At 55.7% G+C, this 26,448-nt stretch carries 28 protein-coding genes; 18 read left to right on the top strand and 10 right to left on the bottom strand.

The genetic code is table 11. From position 1 onward, the window contains the following. From lysS to STH12_RS13695, 3 genes are all read left to right on the top strand, one after another. Positions 1-1,506: a lysine--tRNA ligase gene (lysS, locus tag STH12_RS13705; RefSeq protein ID WP_126168056.1), complete on the top strand. Its 1,506-nt coding sequence runs from the start codon at positions 1-3 to the stop codon at positions 1,504-1,506. Positions 1,507-1,834: 328 nt separating this feature from the next. After that, positions 1,835-2,677, top strand: a complete 843-nt coding sequence (locus STH12_RS13700; protein WP_126169526.1) for an SPFH domain-containing protein — start codon at positions 1,835-1,837, stop codon at positions 2,675-2,677. 7 nt (positions 2,678-2,684) lie between these two features. Further along, on the top strand, positions 2,685-2,891 hold the full coding sequence (locus tag STH12_RS13695) for a type II toxin-antitoxin system antitoxin (protein ID WP_126168055.1): 207 nt from the start codon (positions 2,685-2,687) through the stop codon (positions 2,889-2,891). Positions 2,892-2,973: 82 nt separating this feature from the next. On the opposite strand, the gene STH12_RS13690 is transcribed toward STH12_RS13695, so the two are convergent. Together STH12_RS13690 and pyrC are read right to left on the bottom strand one after the other, a co-directional pair. Next, positions 2,974-3,372, bottom strand: coding sequence for a hypothetical protein (locus tag STH12_RS13690; protein ID WP_126168054.1), 399 nt, complete (start codon positions 3,370-3,372; stop codon positions 2,974-2,976). Between the two features lie 197 nt (positions 3,373-3,569). Then, positions 3,570-4,595, bottom strand: a complete 1,026-nt coding sequence (gene pyrC / locus STH12_RS13685; protein ID WP_126168053.1) for a dihydroorotase — start codon at positions 4,593-4,595, stop codon at positions 3,570-3,572. 154 nt (positions 4,596-4,749) lie between these two features. Here pyrC and STH12_RS13680 point away from each other — a divergent pair, with 154 nt between their 5' ends. Continuing rightward, the gene (locus tag STH12_RS13680) at positions 4,750-5,568 is read left to right on the top strand and encodes a cobalamin-binding protein (protein ID WP_126168052.1); all 819 of its coding nucleotides are present in this window, start codon (positions 4,750-4,752) and stop codon (positions 5,566-5,568) included. A 117-nt stretch (positions 5,569-5,685) separates the two neighbouring features. On the opposite strand, the gene STH12_RS13675 is transcribed toward STH12_RS13680, so the two are convergent. The 3 genes from STH12_RS13675 to STH12_RS13665 all read right to left on the bottom strand — a co-directional run bounded on the left by STH12_RS13675 (position 5,686) and on the right by STH12_RS13665 (position 8,452). After that, positions 5,686-6,498 carry a DODA-type extradiol aromatic ring-opening family dioxygenase gene (locus STH12_RS13675; protein ID WP_126168051.1) on the bottom strand — a complete coding sequence of 271 codons (813 nt, stop codon included), beginning with the start codon at positions 6,496-6,498 and terminating at the stop codon, positions 5,686-5,688. A 73-nt stretch (positions 6,499-6,571) separates the two neighbouring features. After that, the gene (locus STH12_RS13670; protein WP_126168050.1) at positions 6,572-7,429 is read right to left on the bottom strand and encodes a nuclear transport factor 2 family protein; all 858 of its coding nucleotides are present in this window, start codon (positions 7,427-7,429) and stop codon (positions 6,572-6,574) included. Between the two features lie 96 nt (positions 7,430-7,525). Then, the gene (locus STH12_RS13665; RefSeq protein ID WP_126168049.1) at positions 7,526-8,452 is read right to left on the bottom strand and encodes an AraC family transcriptional regulator; all 927 of its coding nucleotides are present in this window, start codon (positions 8,450-8,452) and stop codon (positions 7,526-7,528) included. Positions 8,453-8,805: 353 nt separating this feature from the next. Here STH12_RS13665 and STH12_RS13660 point away from each other — a divergent pair, with 353 nt between their 5' ends. Further along, positions 8,806-9,942, top strand: coding sequence for a linear amide C-N hydrolase (locus STH12_RS13660; protein WP_126168048.1), 1,137 nt, complete (start codon positions 8,806-8,808; stop codon positions 9,940-9,942). Positions 9,943-10,025: 83 nt separating this feature from the next. Here the strand turns inward: STH12_RS13660 and STH12_RS13655 are convergent, their stop codons facing one another. After that, complete coding sequence (locus STH12_RS13655; RefSeq protein WP_126168047.1) at positions 10,026-10,673, bottom strand: esterase/lipase family protein; 648 nt, start codon at positions 10,671-10,673, stop codon at positions 10,026-10,028. 94 nt (positions 10,674-10,767) lie between these two features. On the opposite strand from STH12_RS13655, the gene STH12_RS13650 reads away from it, so the two are divergent. The 11 genes from STH12_RS13650 (at position 10,768) to STH12_RS13605 (ending at position 20,933) form a co-directional block, all read left to right on the top strand. Further along, positions 10,768-11,151 (top strand): MAPEG family protein, encoded by a 384-nt coding sequence (locus tag STH12_RS13650; protein ID WP_126168046.1) that lies wholly within the window; start codon positions 10,768-10,770, stop codon positions 11,149-11,151. Positions 11,152-11,691: 540 nt separating this feature from the next. Next, positions 11,692-12,945, top strand: a complete 1,254-nt coding sequence (locus STH12_RS13645; RefSeq protein WP_126168045.1) for an efflux RND transporter periplasmic adaptor subunit — start codon at positions 11,692-11,694, stop codon at positions 12,943-12,945. Continuing rightward, positions 12,945-13,079: a hypothetical protein gene (locus tag STH12_RS21730; protein ID WP_257791720.1), complete on the top strand. Its 135-nt coding sequence runs from the start codon at positions 12,945-12,947 to the stop codon at positions 13,077-13,079. Before STH12_RS13645 ends, STH12_RS21730 begins: the two co-directional genes overlap by 1 nt. A gap of 24 nt (positions 13,080-13,103) precedes the next feature. Beyond that, positions 13,104-13,796: an ABC transporter ATP-binding protein gene (locus STH12_RS13640; protein WP_126168044.1), complete on the top strand. Its 693-nt coding sequence runs from the start codon at positions 13,104-13,106 to the stop codon at positions 13,794-13,796. A gap of 9 nt (positions 13,797-13,805) precedes the next feature. After that, positions 13,806-15,098, top strand: a complete 1,293-nt coding sequence (locus tag STH12_RS13635) for an ABC transporter permease (protein ID WP_126168043.1) — start codon at positions 13,806-13,808, stop codon at positions 15,096-15,098. A gap of 9 nt (positions 15,099-15,107) precedes the next feature. Next, positions 15,108-16,322: an FtsX-like permease family protein gene (locus tag STH12_RS13630; RefSeq protein WP_126168042.1), complete on the top strand. Its 1,215-nt coding sequence runs from the start codon at positions 15,108-15,110 to the stop codon at positions 16,320-16,322. Positions 16,323-16,395: 73 nt separating this feature from the next. Then, on the top strand, positions 16,396-17,835 hold the full coding sequence (locus tag STH12_RS13625) for a sigma-54-dependent transcriptional regulator (RefSeq protein ID WP_126168041.1): 1,440 nt from the start codon (positions 16,396-16,398) through the stop codon (positions 17,833-17,835). A 5-nt stretch (positions 17,836-17,840) separates the two neighbouring features. Further along, positions 17,841-19,190 carry a sensor histidine kinase gene (locus STH12_RS13620; RefSeq protein ID WP_237158623.1) on the top strand — a complete coding sequence of 450 codons (1,350 nt, stop codon included), beginning with the start codon at positions 17,841-17,843 and terminating at the stop codon, positions 19,188-19,190. A 152-nt stretch (positions 19,191-19,342) separates the two neighbouring features. Then, complete coding sequence (locus STH12_RS13615) at positions 19,343-19,756, top strand: curli production assembly/transport protein CsgE (protein ID WP_126168040.1); 414 nt, start codon at positions 19,343-19,345, stop codon at positions 19,754-19,756. Between the two features lie 2 nt (positions 19,757-19,758). After that, complete coding sequence (locus STH12_RS13610) at positions 19,759-20,148, top strand: curli assembly protein CsgF (protein ID WP_418856581.1); 390 nt, start codon at positions 19,759-19,761, stop codon at positions 20,146-20,148. Continuing rightward, positions 20,145-20,933, top strand: coding sequence for a CsgG/HfaB family protein (locus STH12_RS13605; RefSeq protein ID WP_126168038.1), 789 nt, complete (start codon positions 20,145-20,147; stop codon positions 20,931-20,933). Before STH12_RS13610 ends, STH12_RS13605 begins: the two co-directional genes overlap by 4 nt. A 68-nt stretch (positions 20,934-21,001) precedes the next feature. Here the strand turns inward: STH12_RS13605 and STH12_RS13600 are convergent, their stop codons facing one another. Both STH12_RS13600 and STH12_RS13595 read right to left on the bottom strand, forming a co-directional pair. After that, complete coding sequence (locus STH12_RS13600) at positions 21,002-21,586, bottom strand: TetR/AcrR family transcriptional regulator (RefSeq protein WP_126168037.1); 585 nt, start codon at positions 21,584-21,586, stop codon at positions 21,002-21,004. Between the two features lie 9 nt (positions 21,587-21,595). Then, positions 21,596-23,035: a coniferyl aldehyde dehydrogenase gene (locus STH12_RS13595; RefSeq protein WP_126168036.1), complete on the bottom strand. Its 1,440-nt coding sequence runs from the start codon at positions 23,033-23,035 to the stop codon at positions 21,596-21,598. 161 nt (positions 23,036-23,196) lie between these two features. On the opposite strand from STH12_RS13595, the gene STH12_RS13590 reads away from it, so the two are divergent. Both STH12_RS13590 and STH12_RS13585 read left to right on the top strand, forming a co-directional pair. Then, entirely contained in the window at positions 23,197-23,580 is a 384-nt protein-coding gene (locus STH12_RS13590; RefSeq protein WP_126168035.1) for a SpoIIAA family protein, read from the top strand. A gap of 42 nt (positions 23,581-23,622) precedes the next feature. After that, on the top strand, positions 23,623-24,054 hold the full coding sequence (locus tag STH12_RS13585) for a universal stress protein (RefSeq protein WP_126168034.1): 432 nt from the start codon (positions 23,623-23,625) through the stop codon (positions 24,052-24,054). A 196-nt stretch (positions 24,055-24,250) separates the two neighbouring features. Here the strand turns inward: STH12_RS13585 and STH12_RS13580 are convergent, their stop codons facing one another. Then, positions 24,251-25,786: an MFS transporter gene (locus STH12_RS13580; protein WP_126168033.1), complete on the bottom strand. Its 1,536-nt coding sequence runs from the start codon at positions 25,784-25,786 to the stop codon at positions 24,251-24,253. Between the two features lie 246 nt (positions 25,787-26,032). Beyond that, the gene (locus tag STH12_RS13575; RefSeq protein ID WP_126168032.1) at positions 26,033-26,395 is read right to left on the bottom strand and encodes a DoxX family protein; all 363 of its coding nucleotides are present in this window, start codon (positions 26,393-26,395) and stop codon (positions 26,033-26,035) included. Between the last annotated feature and the right edge of the window lie 53 nt (positions 26,396-26,448).

The raw sequence follows: 26,448 nt of genomic DNA, 5'->3' as shown, positions 1-26,448 counted from the left end.
ATGACTGAACACATTCAAGATGAGAACAAGCTGATTGCCGAGCGTCGTGCCAAGTTGGAACACGTTCGCAAACAGTGCCCAGCCAATGGTCACCCGAACACCTTCCGCCGTAAACACAAGGCCGCTGAGCTTCAGGCCGAGTTTGGCGACAAGTCCAAAGAAGAACTGGAAGCCCTGGGTTTCCAGACTGCTATCGCCGGCCGCATCATGGCCAAGCGTGGTCCTTTCCTGGTGATCCAGGACGTATCAGGTCGCATCCAGGCCTATGCCGAGAAGTCAGTTCAGGCCGATCTGAAAGATCGTTACGTGGGTCTGGACATTGGTGACATCATCGGCGTGGAAGGTACTCTGCACCTGTCCGGCAAGGGCGACCTCTATGTGAACATGGAGCGCTACGAGCTTTTGACCAAGGCGCTGCGTCCGCTGCCTGAGAAATTCCACGGTCTGACCGACCAGGAAACCCGCTACCGCCAGCGCTACGTTGACCTTATCGTTAACGAAGACTCACGCGAAGCCTTCAAGATGCGTTCAAAAGTGGTTTCTGCTATCCGTAACTTCATGATCAAAAAAGAGTTCATGGAAGTTGAAACCCCAATGATGCACGTGATCCCAGGCGGCGCTTCTGCCCGTCCGTTTATCACTCATCACAATGCGCTGGACATCGACATGTACCTGCGTATTGCCCCGGAACTGTACCTGAAGCGTCTGGTTGTGGGCGGTTTCGAGCGCGTGTTCGAAATTAACCGTAACTTCCGTAACGAAGGTCTGTCGCCACGCCATAACCCAGAATTCACCATGATGGAATTCTATATGGCCTACGCCGACTACAAGGATCTTATCGATCTGACCGAAGAGATGCTGTCCAGCATCGCCAAGGATCTGCTGGGTGACACCAAGCTGCCTTACGGTGAGCATGTGATTGATTTCGGCGGCCCATACACCCGTATGAGCATGCTCGAAGCCATCAAGCACTACAACCCGGACAACGCCACCATCCAGGCCATGACCTACGAAGAAGTGAAGAACATCGACTTCATGCGTAAGCTTGCCAAGGACGTGGGCATCGAAACCGAAACCTTCTGGAGCTGCGGACAGCTGTTGGAAGAAATCTTCGGTGAAACCGCCGAGCCTAAGCTGATGCAGCCTACCTTCATCACCGGCTATCCAGCAGATATTTCTCCGCTGGCCCGTCGCAGCGATGGTAACGACTTTATCACCGACCGCTTCGAGTTCTTCATCGGCGGCCGTGAAGTAGCCAACGGTTTCAGCGAGCTTAACGACGCCGAAGATCAGGACAACCGCTTCAAGGCGCAGGTAGAAGCCAAGGATGCAGGTGACGACGAAGCCATGTTCTACGATGCTGACTTCATCACCGCACTGGAGCACGGCCTGCCACCAACTGCCGGTCAGGGTATTGGTATCGACCGTCTGGTGATGCTGTTTACCAACACTCACACCATCCGTGACGTGATCCTGTTCCCAGCCATGCGCCCACAAGCGCAGTAATTCTCTGGGAATTGAAAAACCGGCCATCTGGCCGGTTTTTTTATGCCTGAATCCGCAGCCAACCCTTCCGTAAACGGCCACAACGCCCGCGCCAGGCGACTGCGGTGTCTCAGTCTTGTGCGGTATTCCCTCTGATGAGCCGAAGCGGGAAATAGCCTGCAACAAGCTTTCGGCAAGGGTAACGTCAAGGCATTGAAATAAAGTGATAAATGCAAGTTATCTGCAGATGCGGGAATCCTATTTCGACATTTTATGTCAAAAGCTGTTGATCTTTTGTTCTCTTCTGCTAACTTGATATCAAAGTGATATCAATAAGGAGTGGGTTATGATCCAGGAAAAACGCGGATTTTCAATCAACGGTTATCTGGTGTTTACGGTATTGGTGGCATTGCACCTGTGCTTTTTGTTTGTGATTGTGAGTGGTTATGAGCCGCTTGGGATCCTCGGCAATGTGCTGACAGGCCTGTGCTGGCCGGGGTTCTTTATGGTGCAGCCCAATCAGGCCAAGGTGCTGACGCTGTTTGGCAGCTACGTGGGGTCGGTGCGTGCGACCGGTTTGCAGTGGACTATCCCGTTATTTGCCAAGCGCACTATCTCGCTGCGGATCCGTAACTTCGAGAGTGCCAAAATCAAGGTCAACGACAACCTGGGCAACCCGATTGAGATTGCCACCATTGTGGTTTGGTCTGTGACCGACAGCGCCGAAGCTGTGTTCGAAGTGGATGATTACGAAAGCTATGTGTCCATCCAGAGTGAAGCGGCGCTGCGCAACATGGCCAGCAGCTATGCTTACGACCCACAGGATGAGAGCGAAGTGGCGCTGCGAAGCCATCCGCAGGAAATTGCGGACAAGCTGAAGCAGGAAATTCAGGACCGCCTCGGCCGCGCCGGTGTGACTGTGCATGAGGCACGCATCAGCCACCTGGCCTATGCCCAGGAGATTGCCAGCGCCATGCTGCAGCGCCAGCAGGCCACCGCGATTATCGCTGCCCGCGCCAAAATTGTTGAAGGTGCCGTGGGCATGGTGGAAATGGCACTGGAGCGCCTCAAGGCCCAGAACGTGGTGGAGCTGGATGAAGAGCGCAAGGCGGTGATGGTCAGCAATCTGCTGGTGGTGCTGTGCGGCGACAAGAGCACCCAGCCTGTGGTCAATGCCGGCAGCCTGTACTGAGGCGCCTATGAGTAAGAAAGCCTACCCCTTGCGGATAAGCAGCGATGTACTGGCAGCCATGCAGCGTTGGTCGGACGATGAGCTTCGCAGTCTCAATGCCCAGATTGAATATGTGCTGCGGGATGCGCTGGTGAAAAGCGGCCGGGTGAAGCTGGTACAAAAAGTGGTGACTGAAGTGGTTCAGGACAGCGAAGACGGCGCTGACAACAGCTAAACCACAGTGCTCAGACTGAAAAAGGAAGCCTATGGCTTCCTTTTTTATCGCCCGGCCACCTCAGTGCCTGGATGAGCGCTGCTTAGAGCTGACGGCTCTTTTGCAGCAGCTCCTGACGAATGGTTTTCGAGAGGTTGTTCACCCACTTGTTGTAGTTGCGGTGAATGCTGCCATCATCAAAGTCGAGGTTTTCACTGTCTTTGTAGTGAATGGAGTAGCTGTCTTCGCTGAAGGGGATAAGCACATTGGCGCCGTGGCTGCGCACCGAAATTTGTGCCTCAATCAGACCTGGCTCGACTACCCGGGCAATCCAGCCTCGCTTGCGGCTGGCATCCAGGATGCCGCGCTCCACCGAGTCCAGACTCAGGCGGTTGCCGGTCACGGCAACGGGCACCAGCTGATCGTCCAGATCGTGTACCGGCTTGCTGGTGCAAGCGCCAAGCAGGCTTAAGGAAAGTATCGCAGTCAGGATCAGTCTCATGATGTACCTCGCTCATGTGGACAGCGTGCGGGGGAGGATGTGCTGCCGAATTCGATCGACGGCAGATTAGCAGACCGAGCTGAACCTTAGCTGACCCCGGCATACATTTGCTGCCGGATTGTGAGTTAATTCCTGTGTTGCCTCACATTTGCCAAAAATAAAGCCGCCCGGAGGCGGCTTTAGCGGATTATTCACCCTTATTCGACTTTCCAGCCGATGGTTTCACCGGCGCGGATTGGCACCACAGTGCCGCCGCCCAGCGGGTAAGATTCCGGCACCTGCCAGGGGCTTTTCACCAGGGTCACGCTGTCGGTGTTGCGTGGCAGACCGTAGAAGTCAGGGCCATTGAAGCTGGCAAAGGCTTCCAGCTTGTCCAGTGCACCTTCGGCCTCAAAGGCTTCGGCATACAGCTCCAGCGCGGCATGGGCGGTGTAAGAACCGGCGCAGCCACAGGAGGCTTCTTTTTTATCCTTGGCGTGGGGCGCAGAGTCGGTACCGAGGAAAAACTTCTTGCTGCCACTGGTGGCGGCAGCCAGCAGCGCTTGCTGGTGGGTGTTGCGCTTCAGAATGGGCAGGCAGTAGAAGTGCGGACGAATGCCACCTGCCAGCATGTGATTGCGGTTATACAGCAGGTGATGGGCGGTGATGGTGGCGGCCACGTTGTCACCGGCTGACATCACGAAATCCACAGCATCCTTGGTGGTGATGTGCTCAAGCACAATCTTGAGGCCGGGGAAGTCGGCGACCACTTTGGCGAGGATGTTTTCGATAAAGATGCGCTCACGGTCGAAAATATCAATAGCAGAATCAGTAACTTCACCGTGAACCAACAGCAGCAGGCCTTCTTCTTCCATGGTCTTGAGCACGTCACGGATGTTGTCAACATCGGTTACGCCGGAATCAGAGTTGGTGGTGGCACCGGCTGGGTAAAGCTTGGCTGCCACCACTTTGCCGGATGCCTTGGCGGCGCGGATTTCGTCCGGGCTGGTTTTGTCGGTGAGGTAGAGCACCATCAGTGGCTCGAAAGCGGTGGTGCTGTGGGCCTTGATGCGCTCGTAGTAGGCAATGGCGGCCTCGGTGGTGGTCACCGGTGGCACCAGATTGGGCATCACAATGGCACGGCCCATGTAACGACCGGCGTCGCGCACTGTATCGGCAAGGGAGTCGCCATCGCGCAGGTGAATGTGCCAGTCATCAGGGCGGGTGAGGCTAATTTGGGTCATAGGGGTATCTTCTGCTGTGAGGGTGGGCAGATTTTAAATTTCGCGGGCTCAAAGGGCAAGGAAAGCCGACGTTATCCCCTGGTCGGGCTTTGCCCCAAGCCGGGTTTGGGATATAGTCTGGCCTCGACTACGGAGCGGTTCCAACAAGGAAAAGATGTTGAAAATCCTGTCTAAATTAGCACTTCTGTTTGCCTTTATTCCCCTGTATTCCCAGGCGGACGCCGAACGGATCATCGCCTTGTCGCCCCATGCGGTGGAGATGCTGTACGCCATTGGCGCCGGCGATCGCATAGTGGCTACTACGGATCATGCCGACTACCCGGAGCAGGCCAAGCTTATCCCGCGCATTGGCGGCTACTACGGTATTCAGATGGAGCGGGTGTTGGAGCTCAAGCCGGATTTGATAGTGACATGGGATGGTGGCAATCGCGCTGAAGACATTGAAATGCTGAAAAAATTCGGCTTTAAGCTGTTTGCCAGCAATCCCAAAACCCTGGATGCGGTGGCCCAGGAACTGCTGACGCTGGGCGAACTCACCGGCACTCAGGGCAAGGCTCGCACTGTGGCGGCGGATTACCGCGCCGATCTGGCGGCGCTGCGGCTTGCCAATCGCAGCAAACCCAAGGTTCGACTCTTTTATCAGCTGTGGTCTCAGCCGCTGATGACCGTAGGCAAGGGCAGCTGGATTGAGCAAATCATTGATGTTTGCAACGGTGAGAATCTGTTTTTGGATGCCAGCGGTGATTATCCCCAGGTGAGTGTGGAGTCGGTGCTGCTGAAAAAGCCGGAGGTTATTTTACGAAGCCAGGACGAAGGTAACGTCAATGGCATCGACTGGAGCCGCTGGCCTGAAATCCCGGCGGTAGCCAAAGGGCAGATTTATGAGCTTAATGCCGACCTGCTGCACCGCGCTGGCCCCAGAGCCATAGATGGTGTGGAAGCACTCTGCGGAGCGCTGGATAAGGCGCGCTGATAGTCGCTCCTCAAGCTAGGTCATTAATCAAACAAAAAGGCGACCCGCAGGTCGCCTTTTTGTTTTCATGCAGTGGATTAGCTTCGTCAATCATCAGTTACCACTGCCAGCCATCAGTCACCACTGCCAGCCGGAGCTCTTCTTGCCAAGAATATGGCCATCGAAGATTTGACGGGCGGGGGCATCGCCTGCGGCGCCGAAACACAGATGCAGCGGTAACAGATGCTCTTCTCTGGGATGGCAATGCAGCGCCCCCGGGGCTTGCTGCCAGTGGATAAGCGCCGATGCTTTGGCGGCCGCATCGGTATTTGTGTCCAGCAGGCAACCGGCAAGCCAGTCTTCGAAGGCGAGATTCAGCAGGTCTTGGGTGGCGCCATTTCGAAACTCACGCAGGTTGTGGAATGAAAAGCCCGAACCAAGAATAAGCACATTGTCGTTTTTCAGCGCTGCGAGTGCCTTGCCGATGGCGATGTGCTGCGCAGGGCTTAGCCCTTTCACCAGTGACAGCTGCACGCAGGGAATATTGGCCTCTGGGTACATCAAGGCCAGCGGCACAAACATGCCATGGTCAAAGCCGCGCTCATTATCAATATGAGCCGCTATACCAGCTTCTGCCAGCAGCCCCTTTATCCGCCGCGCCAGCACCGGCTGGCCCGGAGCCGGATAACGTATCTGATAGCTCTCAGGCGCAAAGCCGTAGTAGTCATAAATCAGTCCGGGCTGCTCGGCGCCGGTAATCGTCGGCTGGCTTTCTTCCCAATGGGCGCTTATCACCAGGATGGCGTCAGGCTTAGGCAAACTGGCGGGCAGGGCTTTGAGAAAGGCCACCAATTCCTGATGCCCCGGATCGCCAAGCAGTGGCAAGGGCCCACCACCATGGGGGATAAAAAGCACGGGCGCAGTCGTGGCGTTAAGGGTGCTGGTATTCATGGCGTTATCTGTTGCCTTGCTGTTGTCAGTCAAAGCAGCGAACCATTCTTGGCGGTCCGCTGCCAGGTTCGGATTACAGGTTGCCAAACTTGCCGTTGGCGTTTTTCCATTCTGAGCTTGGTGGGATCTGCTCAATCACGTCCCAGTGCTCGACAATTTTGTTCTCTTCAACCCGGAATAAATCGTAGTAAGAAGTTGGCTTACCGGCAAAGTCGCCTTCGCTGATGGTCAGCACGAAATTCCCTTCTCCCAGTACCTTGTGCACCTTGGAATAACTCATGGTGACGCCCTGCGCCTGCATGGCCTCAATGGCATTGGCAAGGCCTGAGAGTCCATCGGCAATCATGCTGTTGTGCTGATGGTAATTTTCACCCTCGATAAACTGGTCCAGCTGGTCGTAATGACCTTGCACCAGCACCTGCTCGACAAACTGAGCCACCAGGGCTTTGTTGGCTGCAGTCAGCTTCAGGGAGGTGGCGGCGGTTGGACCATCAAGTTGGGTGCGGCCGCTGGGGTTTGGCGCCGTTTTCTGTGCCAGGTTGTCCCAGTGTTCGACAATTTTGCCATTTTCAAAGCGGAACAGATCGAAGCCGACTTCGGGGCCGAAAAAGTCGTAGTCGGTGTGGGTAAAAACAAAGTCACCATCCTCGAAGGCTCGCACCACATTTACCCGGGCACTGCCTGGGGGCAATTGTGCCAGCAGGGCAGTAAAACCCGCCACGCCATCGGCTACCGCCAGGTTGTGTTGGGTGTAACTCTGGGCGTTGATATAGCCCACGGCATGCTGGTCGCCAGTTTCAATGGCGTTCAGCAGGGCAACGGCTTTTTCATGGTTGGATAGAGGCATGGTGGATTCCCCCTGGGGTGCCGCAATAGCGCTGCCGCCCAAAATCATGGCAGCAAACAAAGTGGCGATGGATGAGATTTTCATGGTGTTGACCCGGTGATTTCGACAGGGGGATAGCATCGCCGCTTTGGCGGCAGCAATGCAGGTCAGAACCGGAGTGAAAATGGTAAAAATCGAACCTTATTCCGTATGCCTGAACTGATTCGGAGTCATGCCAGTATGCTTTTTAAAGTATTTGACGAAGTTGCTTGGCTCATCAAAACCAAGCAAGCCCGCCAACTGCTGAACCTGTAACGTATCGACTCTGAGCCTGAGTTTCGCTTCCAAAATACGATGTTCATCAATCAGTTGCTTGGCAGTTTTACCGGTTGCCGCTTTGCAGATAAGGTTAAGGGTTTTATAGCTGGTCCCCAGTTTCTCGGCATATTGGTGGGCGCCGGAGGTGGCGCTTAGAGGGGTATTCCCGGCGCTGGTATTTGTCAGCGCTTTTTGCAGCATATGTACAAAGCGCTCGAACAGTATGCCGTGATGATGCGCCAGCTTATGGTGCTTAAGTTCGGGCCTTGCTTCGCTCGCCTTGGTTAACAGCGCCGCAAACAGCACCTTCAAAAAGGTGGGATTGGGAGCGCGTCGGCCAAACTCGGACACCACTGCAACAATCAGCTGCTCCATGGCGTGGCAGGTGTCGCTCGACAGGCAAAAGCTGGGCTGATAGCTCATCACAAACTGGCTTGGCGCAAACAGTTGCACGTCGATGCGGTTAAGCACATCGTCCAGAAAGGCTTTGGTAAACAGCAGCAAAAATCCCTGTGGCCGGTTTTGGGTATCGAATGCGTGTACCTGGCCCTGATTGATAAGCACCAATGAGCCCGAGCTGACCGGATAGCGCTGAAAATCAATGAAGTGCTCGCCCGAGCCCGAGGTAATCAGCAGCATATTGTAAAACTGGATCCGGTGCGGCTGGGCGGCAAAGTCAACCGGCGCTGCCAGTGCCCGCTGGTAGAGGTGCTCAAGGGGCATGATTTCAAACCCAAGCTCCGGCAGTGAAGGCGCACTGAACCAAACCTCGGGAATGGTATCGGTTTGAGCGGAAGCTGAGTGGGTCATCGTGGGGCCGTCCGATTAGTTCGGGTCATGGATCTGAGCCTGCGTTGGCTTTGCATCAACTGATTGTTGCATCCCGTTGCCATTAAACCAAATTCTGCTTCATGGCTGATACCGGCGCCACTGTGTCTTTGTCTTTGCCCGGAACCCTTCGATTGCGCCAGCGGCTGTTGGCGCTCAAGCACATCAATCCTTCGTCGGTGATGGCACGGCCTTTTTTGTAATCCAGGTCACTGTTCCTGTGGCTTCGTACTTTCAGACTATTGGGCTTGGCGATTTATTCACCGTAAAGTCAAATGGTTATCTTACGCCATACCGCTCGGCTGGCGCTGGAGTGTTAATACGGAGAATGGATTATGAGTAAAGCTTTGCATGCCAAATGGAAACCTCAGCTTAAGGCCCTGTGCGCCGCAGTTGCTGTGGTGTTTGCCGCCTCAGTCCCCATTCAAAGCGCCACAGCCTGTACCGGTGTCACTCTGATAGCCGAGGATGGTGCCGTGATTTTTGGCCGCACCGAGGAGTGGGGCACCTTTGATTTGAATTCGCGTCTCGCTATTGTGCCGCGGGGTTATCAAATCAATACCGAGCTGCCGGATGGCAAACAGGGTTTATCCTGGCAGACAAAATTTGGCTTTGTCGGTGTCGATGCGCTGAATAAAGACCTGCTGATCGATGGTATGAACGAAAAGGGCCTGACGGCGAATCTGTTCTACCACGAGGGCTTTGCCAAATACGCCGATTATGATCCGAAAAAATCCGCCAATTCAGTGCCGATTTTGGCGCTGGCGCCCTATCTCTTGAGCAACTTCTCCAACACAGATGAGGTGCGTGCCGCGCTGGCAAAAATTGCCGTGGTGGGGGTGCATGTCGAGGCGATTGGCGGCGAGCCACCGGTACATATTTTCCTGACAGACAGTCGCGGCAAGGCGATTGTGGTGGAGTTTACCCAAGGGGTAACCAAGGTGCATGAGGCACCCCTGGGGGTGGTGACCAACGGCCCCAATTACGATTGGCACATGAACAATCTGCTCAACTACGTCAATCTGGATGAGCCGCTGCCGCATCGCCATGCCAAAGATATCAAGGCCATCAAATTCGGTGCCGGTGAGCGACTCTATGGCTTGCCCGGCGATTTGACCTCGCCATCGCGTTTCCTGCGTGCGGCGGCCTACGCCAGTTCGGCGCGCAAAACCGCCGATGGTCCCGAAACCCTGTACGAGATTTTCAGGGTGCTGGATAACTTTAACCTGACCGTGGGCACGGCTGCCGAGGGCGGTGGGGAAGTGAACCAGCAAGGCATGCGCAGCTCCACCATCTGGACCACAGCTTACGACACCAAAAATCTGGTGATGCACTATCACACCATGCACAACCGGCGGGTGCGTGAGCTGGATTTCAATAGTCTCGATTTCGATGCCAAAACGGTTGTGCGGCTGCCGCTTGATCGTGAAAAAACTCAGGATATTGAGAAGCTTATTCCTCCGAAAATTTGAGTTTTACCAATTTGCCTTGCCCGGATCTGAGCATGTTGGCCGTTCCGGGCTTTTTTATATCCGTGGGTTTCCAAAGCCTGCCACTAAAGCCTCGAGAGTATCGCCTTGCCGATGGCGCTGCTGGCGGGCAGCAGGGTATGGGGCAGCGGCACCTTCACCAGTTCACAGCGGTCGTCCTGCGTCAACCAGGGGGCGGTAACTTCGCTGAATGCCACCACGCCATCGTTACTTTCGCCATAAAAGGGCGCTATGGCTTTGTTACTGATGCCCTTCATGCCGACAAAGGCGCAGCAGGGAACACCCAACAGCGCACTGGGTGCACCTATGGCGGCCATTCTGTCACCGCTGCCAAGTAGCTGACCCGCATCGCCACTGAATAGCCTGAACAGTGCGCGATGTTTAAGGCCAATCGCCAGTCTTGCCGGGTTAACCGGAGAGCCCAGTAAAAAGAGTTTTTGTGGCAGATTGGCTGGCGGCGCAGGGCCTGTCAGCAGGTAGCGGCTTATCACGCCGCCGAGGGAGTGGCCGATAAGTACATAGGGCGTATCAGGCCCCAATGCATTGATTTTTCGGGCAAGCCGCCCGGCAATGCTTTCGACCGATTCGGTGGCGGCAAGGTATGCGACAACATGGCACTGAATACCGGCCCGCCGCAATGTCAGCAGCAGTGGCAAGCCCGACAGCGGCGTCCGCCCCAGGCCATGGATAAAAATGGCGTGCAATTTTTCCATCTCAGTCTCCCTTGTGTATCACCCCATTAGCTGGCTAAATACCCAAAAACACAAATGAATATTCGTCCATCTATTTGCTATCGGGAAGCTGATTATGACCATTTTGCTCACCTGCCTCATGATTGCCATGTTGCTGCCTTATCTGGCCAAGGGGCCTGTGGCCGTCGCCATGGCCAGGATGGGCGGCTACGATAACCACCATCCCCGCAGCCAGCAGGCGAAGCTCGAAGGCTTTGGTGCCCGGGCGCTGGCGGCTCACCAGAATGCCTTTGAGTCTTTGCTGATTTTTGGCTTGGCGACGCTTGCGGTACTGGCCACTGACAAGGTCAATGGAACGGCAGAAATCGCCGCTGTGGTGCATGTAGTTGCCCGTATTGGTTATCAGCTGGCCTACCTTTACGATACCGATAAGCTTCGCTCAAGCCTCTGGTTTGTGGGCATTATTGCCAGCTTTACCCTGTTGGCACAGGCGTTTTAATCGACATTGACCCCTGAGCCGTTCAGGCTTTAGAGATATAGCCGTGCTCTGGAAATATAGCCGCCACTGCCTTGCTGATGAAGCATGCCAAGTGGCGGCTTTGTTGTATTTAGTGGCGGCTTTGTTGTATTCAGTGGTGCTTGTTTGTGCTTGCTGGCGTTGATCCGTTTTGTGCAGTTTTACCGCTTCCCCCCAGCCTAATCCCTCACTATCTCTGCATTACTTTCTCGGCCTCACTTTCTTGGCCTGACTTTTTTTGCCTTCACTTTTCTTGCCCTCACTTTTTGCCCGCACAAAGCCGTGTCGCTTTTAGCTGCCGCCAGGGCGAGGGTGTACGCGGGCTGTCCGGACACCTCCAGCACGCGGACACTTTCAGTTAGATCGGACACTTTCATTTGTCCGCGGACAGCGAAATGCTGAAGTTGAATTGCTTAACTGTATGAAAAATAAATATTTTAAAAGTTGGCACGTCACTTGAATTGTTAGCTGCATCCAAAAGACAAATAACATGACCGGACACTCCGGTCGGGGATGGAAGCGATGATCAGGGACACCAGTGGACAGGACAAGGTGCTGGCACCGAAACGACATAAACGCCTCGTATGGACGCTTGGCGGCGTAGCGCTTGCCGCCGTGGCCGCAGTGTGGGCCATGGGCAATGTGGATGGCGCCGCCCATTCGGCCAAGCGCAGCGACCTGGTCACCGCCACTGTGACTCGCGGCACCCTGGTGCGGGACATCATCGCCAATGGCAAGATTGTCGCCGCCAATGCGCCCATTCTCTACACCCCCGAAGAAGGCATGGTGACCCTGGAAGCCCGCCCTGGCGATGCCGTGACAAAAGGTCAGCGTGTTGCCGTCATCGACAGTCCGCTGCTGACCAGCAACCTGGCTCAGGAGCAGGCCCGCCTCGACGCCCTCAGCGGTGATGTGGAGCGCGCCATGCTCGATGCCCGTCGTCAGCAGCTCAGCGCCCAGCAGGTGCTGGACACCGCCCGGGTCGAGCTGGAAGCCGCCGAGCGCGAAAGCCGCCGTGGCGACATCCTGATCCAGAAAGACCTTATCAGTCGCATCGACTTTGAAAAGACCAAAGACGATTTCAAAAAAGCCAAGCTCAACTATGCCCATGCCGAGCAGGAAGTGGCGCTGATGCGAGACACTTTGGCTTTCGAACTTAAAAACAAACAGTTGGAACATAAGCGTCAGCAGCTGCTGGTGGAAGATCTGCGCCGTCAGGTGACTGCGCTGGATATCAAGGCGCCGGTGGACGGCATCATCGGCAACTGGCTTACCGAACAAAAGGCCCGCCTCGCCCGTGGTCAGGCAATCCTGACAGTGGTGGATCTCAGCGCCTTTGAAGCCGAGCTGGCGGTGTCCGAATCCTACGCCGATGAACTGGGGCTGGGGATGGAAGTGGAGCTGGATTTGGGCGGCGACAAGGCGGCCGGTGTGCTGTCCTCCATCTCGCCCGAAGTGCAGGGCGGCCAGGTACTGACCCGGGTACGTTTTAAGGATGCCGAGGGGCTTAAGCTGCGTCAAAACCAGCGCCTGTCAGCCCGTATCCTGCTGGAAAATTTAGAAAATGTGCTGATGGTGCGCCGCGGCAGCTTTATTACCGACCCATCCGGTCAGGTGTACAGGGTCGAAGGAGACAGCGCCAGCCGTACTCCCATCAAGCTCGGTGCCCGCAGTGTCAGCCATGTGCAGATTATCGATGGGGCCAATGAAGGTGATGAGTGGGTGATTTCCGGCGCAGAAACGCTGAAAAAAGCCGACCGGGTAAGGCTTTACTGATGAATTACAGACTGATTAAACAGATCCCCGATTTTGCGCTGAGTGGCCTGATGCTGGGTATATCGCTGCTGATTCAGGCCCTGGCTGTTGGGATGATTGAATTTAACGAATTGGGACTCTGGCTGCTGCGTTAAGCCATAAAGAAAAGGAATAACACCATGTTAAGCATGAAAAATATCAACAAACTCTTTCGTACCGATCTGGTGGAAACCCACGCCCTGCGCGACTTTAACCTGCAGGTGAATGAAGGGGAATTTGTGGCGGTGACCGGTCCTTCCGGCTCAGGTAAAACCACCTTTCTGAACATTGCCGGGTTGCTGGAGAATGCTTCCGGTGGCGAATATTGGCTCGACGGTGAGAATGTGGCGAACCTGAGCGACAGTGGCGCAGCCAAGGTAAGAAACCATAAGATTGGTTTTATTTTTCAGGGCTTTAATCTTATCCCCGATTTGAATCTGGCCGAAAACGTCGAGCTGCCGCTGCGCTATCGCGGCTTTAATGGCGCCGAGCGTAAACGGCGGGTGGAAGAGGCGTTATCCCAGGTGGGGCTGGCCGCGCGCCAAAGCCATCTGCCATCTCAGCTTTCCGGTGGTCAGCAGCAGCGGGTGGCCATTGCCAGGGCGCTGGCCGGTAAGCCGCGTTTTCTGCTGGCGGATGAACCCACGGGGAATCTCGACTCACTGATGGCGCGTCAGGTGATGGAGCTGCTGGAAGATATTAACCGCAAGGGCACCACCATCATTATGGTGACCCACGATGGCGAGCTGGCCCGCCGCGCCGAGCGCAATATTCAGATTGTCGATGGTCAGGTGTGCGATTTCCTCAGCGGCCGCGCCGTGGTTAACGGTTAAGGGGGCGCTATGTTCAGTCATTATTTGGATCTCGCCTGGCGCTCTATCCGCAAGACGCCGATGATGTCGTTGCTGATGGTGATGGCCATCTCCATTGGCATTGGCATCACCATCATGACCCTCAATGTGCATCAGCTGATGGCGAACAACCCCGCCGGGGATCGCAGCGATAAGCTCTATTCGGTAAACCTGTGGAGCCAGGGACCGGACACCTGGGATGAGTTCGTGGTCAATCTGACCTATCAGGACGCCATGAACCTGCGCAAGTCAGATGCGGCGCCGCGCAAAGCGGCCATGATCCGCACCGGGCTGGCGTTGACCTCGTCGAATCCTGATATTGAGCCCAAGCTGGAAGATGTGCGGGTAACCGACCGCGACTTCTTTGCCATGTTCTCGGTGCCTTTCCTGTTTGGCGGCGCCTGGGATGTCAGTGTGGATACTGAACCGGCCAACGTGGTGGTGATAGCCAAGAAAGTCAACGACCGGCTGTTTAACGGCAGTAACAGTGTCGGTGAGGTGGTGTTCCTGAACGACAAGCCCTTTCGCATTGTTGGGGTGATTGACGACTGGCATGTGCTGCCGAAGTTCTATGATCTGCACAACGGCCCTACAGACGAGACCGAAGTGCTATTTGTACCCTTCTCGTTGCTGGCGCAGGAAAAATATGACCCCTGGGGCAATGTCAGTGGCTGGAAATATGAAGATGGCGGTTTGTTTAACACCGAAAAAACCTGGGTGCAGTTCTGGGCCGAGCTCGATACCCCGGCCGAGCGCGAAAACTACCGCAACTTTCTTGATGGCTACGTTGACAGCCAGCAGCAACTGGGGCGCTTCACCGACAAGAGTCGTACCTCCTGGGTGAGGCTCAATGATGTGGCCCAGCACCTTATCGACAACAAGGTTGTTCCCGAAGACAACAAAATTCTGATTGGTCTTAGCCTGCTGTTTTTGCTGGTGTGTCTGGTGAATATTCTCGGCCTGATGCTGAGCAAGTTCCTCAAGCGGGCGCCGGAAGTCGGAGTGCGCCGCGCCATTGGTGCCAGCAAGGGCCATATCTTTGCTCAGCATATGGTGGAAGTGGGCATGATAGGCGCCTTGGGCGGCGCCCTGGGATTGCTGTGGGCCTGGGTGGCTTTGCAATATCTGAGCAAAAGGTTTTTGCTGGATGGCATGGATAATCTTGACCCCAGCATCTGGTTTATTGCCCCCGCTATTGCCATCAGTTCGGCCATGTTGGCGGGTATGTATCCGGCATGGGTGATTTGTCGAACCAAACCCAGCGTGTATCTCAAGAGCCAATAAGGAGCGGCCATGACTGCGATTAAACCTATTTTGAGCGCCATGCTGCGAAGCCGCAGCGCGCCGATCCTGCTGCTGCTGCAAATTATCCTGTCGGTAGCCATAGTGGCCAATGCGGCCTTTATCATTCATCAGCGTCTGGGCCTGATGGAGCGCTCCTCCGGTGTCGCCGAATCAGAAGTGCTTACCTTCAAGTTGTACAACTATGGCGAGGGCATGGATTTAATGGCCCGCAGCCAGCGCGATATGGATATATTGCGTGGTCTGCCCGGGGTGAAAGCTGCGGCACCGGCCAACATGCTGCCACTTGGCAGCAGCGGTTGGATGTCGGGCTTTAATGATGGCCCCGACCCTGAAACCTCCAAAAGTTTGCCCGGAATGGCGGTTTATATGGGCGATGAATACCTGCTGGATGCCTTTGGTCTCAAGCTGATTGAGGGGCGCAACTTCCTGCCCGGTCGTATCGCTCAGGGCCTGGATGATACTGAAGTGCCCCGCGAGGTGCTGGTTACCAAGACCTATGCCAAGGAAGCCTTTGGTGAGGAAAGCCCCATTGGCAAGCGGGTGTATGAGGGCAGTAAGGTATTCACTATTGTCGGTGTGGTTGAGAAACTCCAGGGCGCCTGGGTAAATAACGACGACATTGAAAACAGCGTGATGGTGAACGTCAATATGAATGGCGGTGGGCAGTTCAACACCATAGTGGTGCGCGCCGATGCGGTGGATCACTCTTATCTTAGGGAAGCCATTAAGGAAGCGCTGCACAAGGACGACCCTCGCCGGGTACTGTTTTCCTTCAGAAGTATCGCCGAATACCGCGAGCGGGCTTATGCGCAACACGCCATGATGGCCTTTGTGCTCGGGGCCATGATAGTGCTGTTGCTGGGCATTACCGCTCTGGGACTGTCGGGCATGGTGATGTTCAATATCGAGCGGCGCACCAAGCAAATCGGCACCCGCCGCGCGCTTGGAGCCACCCGTGGCAATATTCTGGGCTGGTTCCTGACCGAAAACTACCTGCTGCTGGGGGCTGGCGCTCTGATAGGCTCGCTGCTGGCTTTTGAGCTCAGCCGTCAGCTGATGGCGTTTTTCAGCCTGGATGCCCTGGCCTGGCAATATCCGGCGATGACGGTGGCGCTGCTGTTTTTGGTAACGACGGTTGCGGTGATTATCCCGGCCAGAAAGGCGGCGGCAATCTCCCCATCCATTGCCACCCGAAGCGTATAAGCTGGTCGAACGAGGGCTCGCAAATTGCGGGCCCTTAAGTTAAGGTTTAGCAAAATTACTCAAAATGAATCAAATGGATAAGATACTCATCGTCGACGACAATCTGGATGTTTGTCAGGCGCTTTCGCTAATGCTCGAGCTGAACGGCTATAAAAGCCATTGTGTGCAGAGCCCGGAAGCGGCGCTGAAGGCCATTGGCGAGCATGAATTTGCGCTGGTGATCCAGGACATGAACTTCACCCGCGATACCACCAGTGGTGAGGAAGGGCGCGAGCTGTTCCATGCCATCCGCGCTGAATGTCCATCCATTCCGATCATTTTGCTGACCGCCTGGACCGAGCTTGAAATGGCGGTGGAGCTGATGAAAGCCGGCGCCGCCGATTATCAGGGCAAGCCCTGGGACGATGCCAAGCTGCTCACCAGTATCGGCAACCTGATTTCGCTGCATAAGTTGTCCCGTGAAAATGGTGAACTTAAGCGCCAGAAGGCGGAGCGTACTGCGGTATTTGATGAAGCCGACCTCTGCGGTCTGGTGTTTGGCAGCCCGGCGATGGAGCGCTGTGTCGATTTGGCGCTGCAGCTGGCCAAATCCGATGTATCTGTACTTATCACAGGCCCCAATGGCGCCGGAAAAGATCGCCTCGCTGATATACTGCACGCCAACTCGCCGCTAAAAGATAAACCCTTTATCAAGGTGAATGTGGGGGCGCTGCCGATAGAGCTGATGGAAGCTGAGCTTTTTGGCGCCGAGGCCGGTGCCTTTACCGGTGCTACCAAGGCGCGGATTGGTCGTTTTGAAGCCGCCGATGGCGGCACCCTGTTTCTGGATGAAATTGGCAACCTGCCACTCTCCGGCCAAATCAAGTTGCTGCGGGTGCTGCAAACCGGTGAATTTGAGCGCCTTGGCAGCCATCAAACCCGCAAGTGTAAGGTGCGGGTGCTGAGTGCCACCAATGCGGACCTGCGGCAGGACATTATCGACGGCCGTTTCCGCGAAGACCTTTTCTACCGTCTCAATGTGGTCGAACTGGCGTTGCCGCCACTGGCGGAGCGCAAAGACGATGTATTACCACTAGTGGCGCACTTTACCGGCGGTCGCGAGCTGGATGCTCAGGCCAGGGCGGCGCTGCTGGCCCACAACTGGCCGGGCAACGTGCGTGAGCTTGAAAACGCCTGTAAACGCGCATCTATACTGGCACGGGCCGAGGCCCTGAGCGCTGCCGATTTCGGTCTGACGGCAGTGTCACCCGTCAATTCAGCCGCCGGCGCAACCTCTCCGGCGGCGTTTGCGGCGTCCACCCAGATTTCTGAGTCTGTGGCGACTGCCGCTACAGCAGCGACTCCTGAGTCAATCAACAGCAAGCCCGATCGCAGTGAGATTGAAGCGGCGCTCGCAGAGCATCGCGGGGTAATAGCCCGGGTGGCCAAGTCCTTCGGCCTTAGCCGTCAGGCGCTGTACCGGCGCATGGAAAAGTTCGGCATTGAGGGCAAGCCCTCCAAAGAGAGTGAGTAAAGTCCTTGGCGGATGATAAGCACGAACCCCTGGCGGCGCTGGGATTAAGAGCAAGACTGCTGCTGGCCATTGCGTTCAGCTGGGCGCTTGGCAGTGCTCTGGTGTGGTTGGTGGTGAGCCGCTTTGGCGTTGACTGGCTACTGCCGTCGCTGGCACTGGGCGCGCTTTTGTCGCTGATGCTAAGCGCCTGGCTGACCCGCAGGCTCAGCAATGCCCTTAAGTCGATGGAGCTTGGGCTGCTGAATCTTATCGATAACGACTTCAGCGCCTCGCTGCCCGGCAGTGACGACCCAGTGCTCAGCAAACTCTCGTCGCTGTTTAACCGCGCCAGCGAGACACTGCGCCGTGAGCGCCAGCATCTGTATCAGCGCGAACTGCTGCTCGATAAGGTGATCCAAAACTCGCCCAACCTGATGTTACTGCTCGATAGCAGCGGCCACATCATTTACGCCAATGATTCTGCCCGCCATGAACTCCACGGCGGCAAAGCCATCACCGGCATGACCCTTACAGCCCTCGCTGCCGCCATCGGTGAGCCCATGGCGCCCATTCTGACCGGCGACACCGATGGCCTGTTCACCCTCGAACGGGAAGGCGACAGCGAAACCTGGCATATCAGCCGTGGCCGCTTCACCCTGAATGGCTTTGAGCATCAACTGATTTTGCTCAAGCAGATGACCCGCGAGCTCAGTCGTCAGGAAGTGGCGGTGTGGAAAAAGGTGATCCGGGTTATCAGCCACGAGCTGAATAATTCACTGGCGCCGATGCGCTCGATGGTGAACTCGGGCCGTATGCTGGCGGGCAAGTTGGATGAACCCAGGCTCAATCTGATTTTCGATACCATCGACAAGCGCACCGCACATTTGGGCGAGTTTATAGAGGGCTACGCCCGCTTTGCCCGCTTGCCTCGGCCCATCAAGGCGCCGGTGGACATGGCGCGGCTGTGCCATGAGCTTGGGCTGCAAACCCCATTTGTGGTGGTTGGTGAACTGCCTGCAGAGCCCTTGATTGCCGATGAAGTGCAGCTGGAGCAGGTGCTGCTGAACCTTTTGAAAAACGCCCATGAAAGCGGCTCGGCGCCACAGGAGGTGGCCATGGCGGTTCGGCCTCAGCCAGCTTCGGCTGCCAGCCCCGCGGGGGTTGTGATTGAAGTGATGGACAGAGGGCCGGGGATGTCGCCGGAAGTGCTGTCTCAGGCGCTGTTGCCGTTTTACTCCACCAAGCAGCAGGGCACCGGACTTGGGCTTGCCCTTTGCCGCGAAATCATCGAGGCCCACGATGGCCGCATCAGCCTGCAAAATCGCAGTGGCGGCGGCTTGGCAGTACAGCTGTTTTTGCCCGCCCAGAGCGCCTGAACGAAAGTATTAGTCGCCAATTCGCCTGCTATACCTTTGGGCTAATTTGCTGTAAAGATTAGCCTTTTATGATGACCTTTCCGAGCCATTCCTGATAGATTGCTTGCTTGTTCGTGAGTGATGTAGCGGGACACTGCGGCCTAAGGAGAGGCATGTTGAAGCAGGCATTATTGGCAGCCATCTTGCTGTCCTTGTTATCCTTTTCTTCGTTTGGCGTGAAGGCCAGCGACGATGAAGTTGAGATCAGCGGTCTGGTTATCGACCGGACTCTGACCCGTTTTGGCAAGGAATTCAGCTTCTATTACTCCTCCTATTGGCGCGAATTGCCCTTTACCCAGGGCTTTAACGTGACCCTTACCGAAACCGTATTTCCCCAGGCCGGCACCTTGCTGGTGATGGAGATTAACGGCACCAAGATTTACAGCACTCACTTTGGCCGCAGAGCCAGCTCAATCAAGGATAAGGCCGAGCAGGCGGTACTTATCACGGTGGACTATTTGGCGCAGGTCAGGGCCAATGCTATCGTCGGTGATGACATAGAACTCGGACACAGCAAACAGGAATGACAATGAAAAGGATGTTAGTGATGGCGGTGCTGGCGCTCGGCTTTTCCGCCCAGGGGACCGAATTGGTCTACACCCCGATAAATCCGAGCTTCGGCGGCTCGCCGCTCAATGGCTCGTTTCTGCTGAACAAGGCCCAAAGCCAGAACGATAACCAGTCGCCGTCCAACGAAAAAGACTTTGTGACCCGCTTTAAAGAGTCGCTGGAGCGCAACATTATCAACTCCATCACCCGCAAGGTGGCCGATGGCGATATCACCGACGGCGTGTATGACACCGGTGATTACCGCATTGAAGTGGCCTCCAATGGCGCCGGGGTTATCCTCACTATCACCAACCAGCTCACCGGTGAAGTGACAGTGATTGAGATGCCCGTGTATGGAGGTAACCCATGAGACTCTTAGCCGCAGCTTTGCTGCTTTCTCTGGGTGGTTGCAGCCTTGTGCCCAAGCCGGATCTGAATATCACAGAGGCGCAGGTAAACCCACTGAGCCAGACCATGGAGTCGCTCAAGGCTCAGCCCGGCCCCAAATTCCCCATTCCTGTGGCCGTGTACTCCTTTCGTGACCAAACCGGGCAATATAAGCCGCAGGCCAACGTAAGCAGCTTCTCCACCGCCGTGACCCAGGGCGCCACCTCCATGCTGGTGCAAACCCTGCTGGATTCGGGCTGGTTTACTCCGGTGGAACGTGAAGGGCTGCAAAACCTGTTGACCGAGCGTAAGTTTATCAATCGCCAGAAGAAAGGCGATGAGCTGCCTACCATGGCCAATGCCAGACTGCTGCTTGAAGGCGGCATTATCAGCTACGAAACCAACACCAGCACAGGTGGTGTGGGGGTTGAATACTACGGCATTGGCGCCTCTGAAATGTACCGTGAGGATCAGGTGACCATCTATTTGCGTGCGGTGGATGTGCACAGCGGTAAGGTGCTGATGTCGGTAAACACCACCAAGCGGGTGATGTCCCAGGAGATGCGCGCAGGACTCTTTCGCTTCACCAGCCTTAATCGCCTGGCTGAGGCCGAGGTAGGCTTTACCACCAATGAGCCGGTGCAGTTTTGTGTGCAGCAAGCGATTGAAGTCGCGGTGGCCGAGCTTATTGAAAAAGGCATTCGCCAGGGTTACTGGTCTGCCTCGCAAACCGCCCCCGGCAGCCAGCAGCTGGAGCAGGAAGGCTGATTGGGCCTGTTTCCCCATAACAAAAAGGGTGCCTTGGGCACCCTTTTTGTTTGTCACAGTCCTGTTCATCAGGGGCGCATGGCACGCCAGAACAGCTGAAAGCTAGCGTCTCTGTGCTCTGGGTCCAGGGCAAGTTCCGGGCGGTCCAGAAAAAAGCGGGTGGCAGACAGATACTGGCCGTGGCAGTTTTCCAGCATTAACGGCAGCGGCAAATGGGCGAGAACCCCTTGCTGTTGCCCCTGGCTAATCATGGTGCCGATAAAGCCGAGGATCCCCTGCATCGCTTGTTCTCTAAGGGCTAGCGGGATTTCCACCGACAGTGAAAACTGTTGGAAAAACTGTTGTTTATCCGGGTTGCTTATGCCCCAGTCGAGGGCGCCGAGCCAGAGGGTTTTGGCCTGCTGCTCCAGGTCGCTGCCGGGCAATGCCATGGCGCCAAGGGCGTCGGCAAACTCCTTTTTCACTGCCAGAAACAGCGTTTCCAGCAGTGCTTCCTTGGTGGGAAAGTGGTGAAACAGGGTGCCGGTTGCCACCCCCGCCGCCTTGGCAATGCTGGCGGTGGAGGTGCCATGAAAGCCCTGTGAATTAAAAAGCTTCAGGGCTGCATCCAGGATCAGGCTGCGTTTATCTGCGCCGCCGCTGACTTTGCTCATAGCCAAACCTCAGCGCAAGAATACTTTCATCAGCAGCTGCTGAATGGCATTGCCGTAGGGCGGATGCACCAGCTTGCCGGTATTCAGGCGGCCACGCTTGAGCACGGTTTTGGCGTGGCTGAAGGTGCGAAAGCCTTCTTCGCCGTGATAGTGCCCCATACCAGATGGACCTATGCCGCCAAAGGGCGCATCGTCTGCGGCCACATGGAATACGGTTTCATTGAGGCAGACACCGCCGGAGTGGGTGGCCTTGAGTACCTTGTCCTGGGTCTGGCCATCGAAGCTCATCAGGTATAACGCCAGCGGTCTTGGGCGGGCATTGATGTAAGCGATGGCGTCTTCAAGACTGGCGTAGGGAATGATGGGCAGCAGCGGGCCGAAGATTTCCTCCTGCAACACCAGCATCTCATCATTCACATTGGTCAAAAGCTGGGTCGGCAGCTTGCGGATGGCATCGAGCGGCGCTTCACCGCTGGCACTGTGCACTGTCGCGCCCCTGGCCTTGGCATCCTCCAGCACCTGCATCAGCCGTTGCCACTGGCGCTCGTTGATGATGGCGCCATAGTCGTTATTGGTTTCAACCTTGCCATAGAGGGCGGCAAAATTGGCCTGATAGGCGGCAATAAAGGCATCTTCCTTACCCTGAGGCACCAGTACATAGTCGGGCGCTACGCAGATTTGTCCGGCATTCAGGCACTTGCCATAAATCATCCGCTCAACGGCGGTATCCATGTCCATGTCTGGCGCCACAATCACCGGCGACTTACCGCCAAGCTCCAGAGTCACCGGCGTCAGATTGGCACTGGCGGCGCGCATCACATGCTTGCCAACCGCGGTGGAGCCGGTAAACAGAATATGGTCGAAGGCGAGGGCCGAGAACGCGGCGGCCACATCGGCTTCGCCTTCAACAACTGCCACCTGATGTTCGGCAAAAACCTTTGCCAGCAGGGATTTAAGCACCTTGTTGGTTTCGGGGGTAAATTCCGACATCTTCAGCATGGCGCTGTTACCAGCGGCAATGGCGGTGACCAGCGGCCCCAGGCTCAACATCACCGGGAAGTTCCAGGGCACGATAATGCCAATAACCCCTTTGGGCTGATACTCCACCTTCACACTGGCGGGTGCCAGCAGTATGCCTGCATGGCGGCGGCTGGGCTTTGTCCAGCGCTTGAGGTTGGACAGGGTGTAGTTGATGTGATTTACCACCGGCATGATGTCGGAGATACGGCTGTCGTCGGCGCTGCGATGGCCATAATCCCGGGAAAGCGCAGCTATTAGCGCATCCTGTTGTTCGAGCAGTGCGGCTTTCAGCGATTGCAGTGCGGCTTTGCGGCTGCTTAAGTCCGGATAGCTGTGGCTGGCAAAGTGCGAGCGCTGGCTGGCAAAAATCTGCTGCATTGCGGCTATTTCGCCGGATGTGGCTTGCTGCATCTGGGTGGCTGCATTCATGGTGGTATCCTTGCTGAAAATAAAACCGACTGATTAGTCGGTCTATGGTAGTCCGGGGGACGGATTTTGACAATGCCTTCGGGAAAAACTTGATCGGGATCACCTTTGGCAAGGGCAATGCCCGCCTACAATAAACAGAGAAAGTGGTGAAGGAGCACGATATGACAACTCTCAGACACGGACTCACCATTGGCGTTGAACGCCATGGCAAAGATGATTTCTTTGTGGTGCTCAAGGTGGTTGGCACCTTAACCCACGAAGACTACGAGCGCATGGTGCCTGTGCTGGAAGGCGCCATTGAAGGCGTAAAAGACCCTGACATCTACATGCTGGTGGATGCCACCGAGCTGGAAGGCTGGGAAGCGCGGGCCATGTGGGACGACCTGAAGCTTGGTATCAAACACGGGCGGCACTTTGAAAAGATTGCCGTGGTGGGCAAACCCGGTTGGCAGGAGTGGCTGACCAAGCTTGCCGACTGGTTTACCCCGGCCGATGCCAGGTTCTTTGTCGACCGTCAGGATGCGCTGGAGTGGCTTGGCGATTGACGTCAGGCCTGCACATTTACCAGGCTGGATCTGGAGGTAATTATGGTCAGTAACGCAATTTTGTGGCCGACCGACTTTTCGGAAACGGCATCCCATGCCCTCAGGTATGCGGTGGAAATGGCCAACCTGTATCAGGTGGGGCTGAAGATTTTGCACGTGGTCCCAAGGCCCATGGGCGATGAAAACTTTATGATTTTGGCTATTACCCCGGAGGAGCTGGCCAAGAGCATGGAGGAGGCGGCCGCCGAGAAGATGAAGTCACTGCTCGCCAAACTCAATACCGATTTGCAGGTGGAAACCAAAATCCGTATGGGTGAGGCGGCGGATGAAATCATCAAAGAAGCCAATGAGTTCGATATGGGTATGGTGGTGATTGCCAGCCACGGATACTCAGGCATTCGCCACTTTTTGCACGCCAATGTGGCTGAAGCTGTGGCCAATGGCGCCAAGTGCCCTGTGCTGGTGGTGAAGTAAACCGCGAATGAGGTGGTGACGCAGGTTTCGAACTGGGCTGTGTTGTGCTGGCTTATGCCTTTAAGGCGTAAGCCCGGGAAGCTTTGTATGCTCACAAACCTACGGGGATCCCCGTTTGTCAGTCGCTTTGCCAACATGACAATAAAAAAGCAGCCCTGTGGCTGCTTTTTTGAGGTTAACGTGCGCTCAGGCTATCTCAGGCGTTTTGCTGCTGCATCTTCAGCAGCCACTTGCCGTAGATAAAAATCCCCACCGCAGAGATGGTGCCGATGGCGGCAATGATGTACCAGGCCATGCCAATATTGTGGGCATTGTAGAGCACTTCCGTCAGCTCGCGGCTGCCGCGACCGGTGAATTCCACCAGGCGGGTAAAGGCTTCACCCTGGGGGATGGCGGCCACATCGGTCGGGCTCATGCCTTCTTCACCCAGCATCTGGCGCGCGAACTTTTCTTTCGAGGCGTACATCTCATACAGCTTGGGGCCGAAATAGCCTTCCAGGCCCCAACCTATGCCCTGTGGCAGCATTACAAAGCCCAGATACATGGCTTTTTTGCCCTCGGGGGCGATATTGCCCATAAACTCGTTCTTTTTCGGGCTAATCATCATTTCGCCCACAGAGAACATGGCAATCGCCAGCACTATGTACCAGGCGGCATGGGTGGCACCTATCATCACAAAGGCACCGATGGACAGCAGGCAGCCCCACAGCATGGCGGTGGTGATGCGGTACTTGGCGGTAAGGGCTGCCACCAAGAAGCAGCTGGTCATGATAAGGCCTGCGTTCAGGTTCAGCATGCCCTCTGGCATCACCTTGGTGCCTTCGTTATTCAGCCCCAGCCAGAACTGCAAAATGCCACTGCGGGTACCTTCTTCGCCAAACAGGGTCGAGACAATCACGCTGGTATCCACCCATTCGGCAATGTGAATGGGCAGCACATCGAACAGCGAGTTAAACAGGAACCAGAAACCGGCGAACACCAGCATGTAGTAAATCACCACTGGCTTTTTCAGCTCGTTCCAGGCGTCCTTCCACAGGAAGTCCTGCTTCATTTCGCCGGCTTTGATTTTGCGCTGGCGCTCGAGGCGGGCTTCTTTGCCGGGCTCTTTATAGGTAAGCAAAAACAAAAAGTTAAGCGAGATAATCGCGGCGCAGGCGTAGAACACATTGTCCCAGGAGAGCTGGCGCATATGCACGGCTACCAAGGGGCCAAGGAAGCCGCCGATATTCACCACCTGATAGAAAATCCCCCAGGCCATGGAGCTGTTGTCGCGCCTTGTTGCCAGCACCAGGGTGCCTTGGATACCGGGCTTAAAGATACCTGTACCGGCTGCCAGCAGCATGGCGCCTGCCAAAAAGCCCCAAAAGCTTGGGAAAAACGCCATGCACAGATAGCCGCAGATTTTAATGATGGTGGAGGCGAAGATGGTTTCTTTGTAGCCCACCCGGTCGGAAATACCGCCGGTAAATACCGGGATAAAGGTCTGCAGAATGGCCCAGCTGGAAATAATAATGCCGTAGTCAGACAGGGTAATGCCCAGACCGCCTTCGGACACAGGCGCTTTGGCATACAGACCGGCACTGGCTTTCACGCCGTAGTAGGCAATGCGCTCTACCAGTTCCATGCCGCCAACCAGCCAGAAAATGTAACCCAGGCTCATGATGGAGGCCCACATGCCGAGCTGTTTGACCTCGGTAAGGTCGTTGCCCGACAAATTGCTTGATTGACTCATGACTTGTCCTTCTCTTTGTCTTTTTTATTGGTGTTGTTATCGCGGCAAAACATCAATGGTTATGCCGCTTCCGGGGGAGTCTGCCGCCGGAATAGGCCACTTTACCCTGTTTGCCAGTAAAGGCCAAAAAATGCGGCCGAAGATGTGGCACAGCGCGGCCTGTTTGAGGGGAAAAAGGACAAAAAAAGGGGAGCCTGAGAAACTCCCTTCCAGATGGAAAATCGCTGCATTAAAGGCCGGTAAGCCCTAGAAGGGATACCAGATAGCCTCTTTACGGCGCAGGTTGATGATATAGAAACAAAGCGCCATAAAAACCAGCGCCGGAAAGGGTGAGGGCACATCGAAGGCAATGTGGAAACCTGCCGCACCAGCCATTATTGGAACAAGTCCAGTGGCGGCAAGGGCGCTCCAGCGGGGCAGCAGCAAGCCGATCCCGGCGGCCACTTCAGCCGCACCAATAAAGTAGCCAAACCAGGCTGGCAAGTTCATGGCATGAAAGGCACGGTGCAGCTCGGGCACGCCAGCCAGTTTGGCGGCGCCAAACCCAAGCATGGGCAGTGCCAGCAAAACAATGGGGGCGAGCTTTAATATGCCTTTGAGCTTACTCATAAAATGCTCCGATGTTGATGAACCGCCCTCAGTATTCACAGCTTAAAAAATAA

It is taken from the genome of Shewanella khirikhana, assembly GCF_003957745.1.
GTDB classification, from domain to species: domain Bacteria; phylum Pseudomonadota; class Gammaproteobacteria; order Enterobacterales; family Shewanellaceae; genus Shewanella; species Shewanella khirikhana.
Note: the sequence above shows the minus strand (reverse complement) of the source record. Positions and strands in the feature narration are given on the sequence as shown.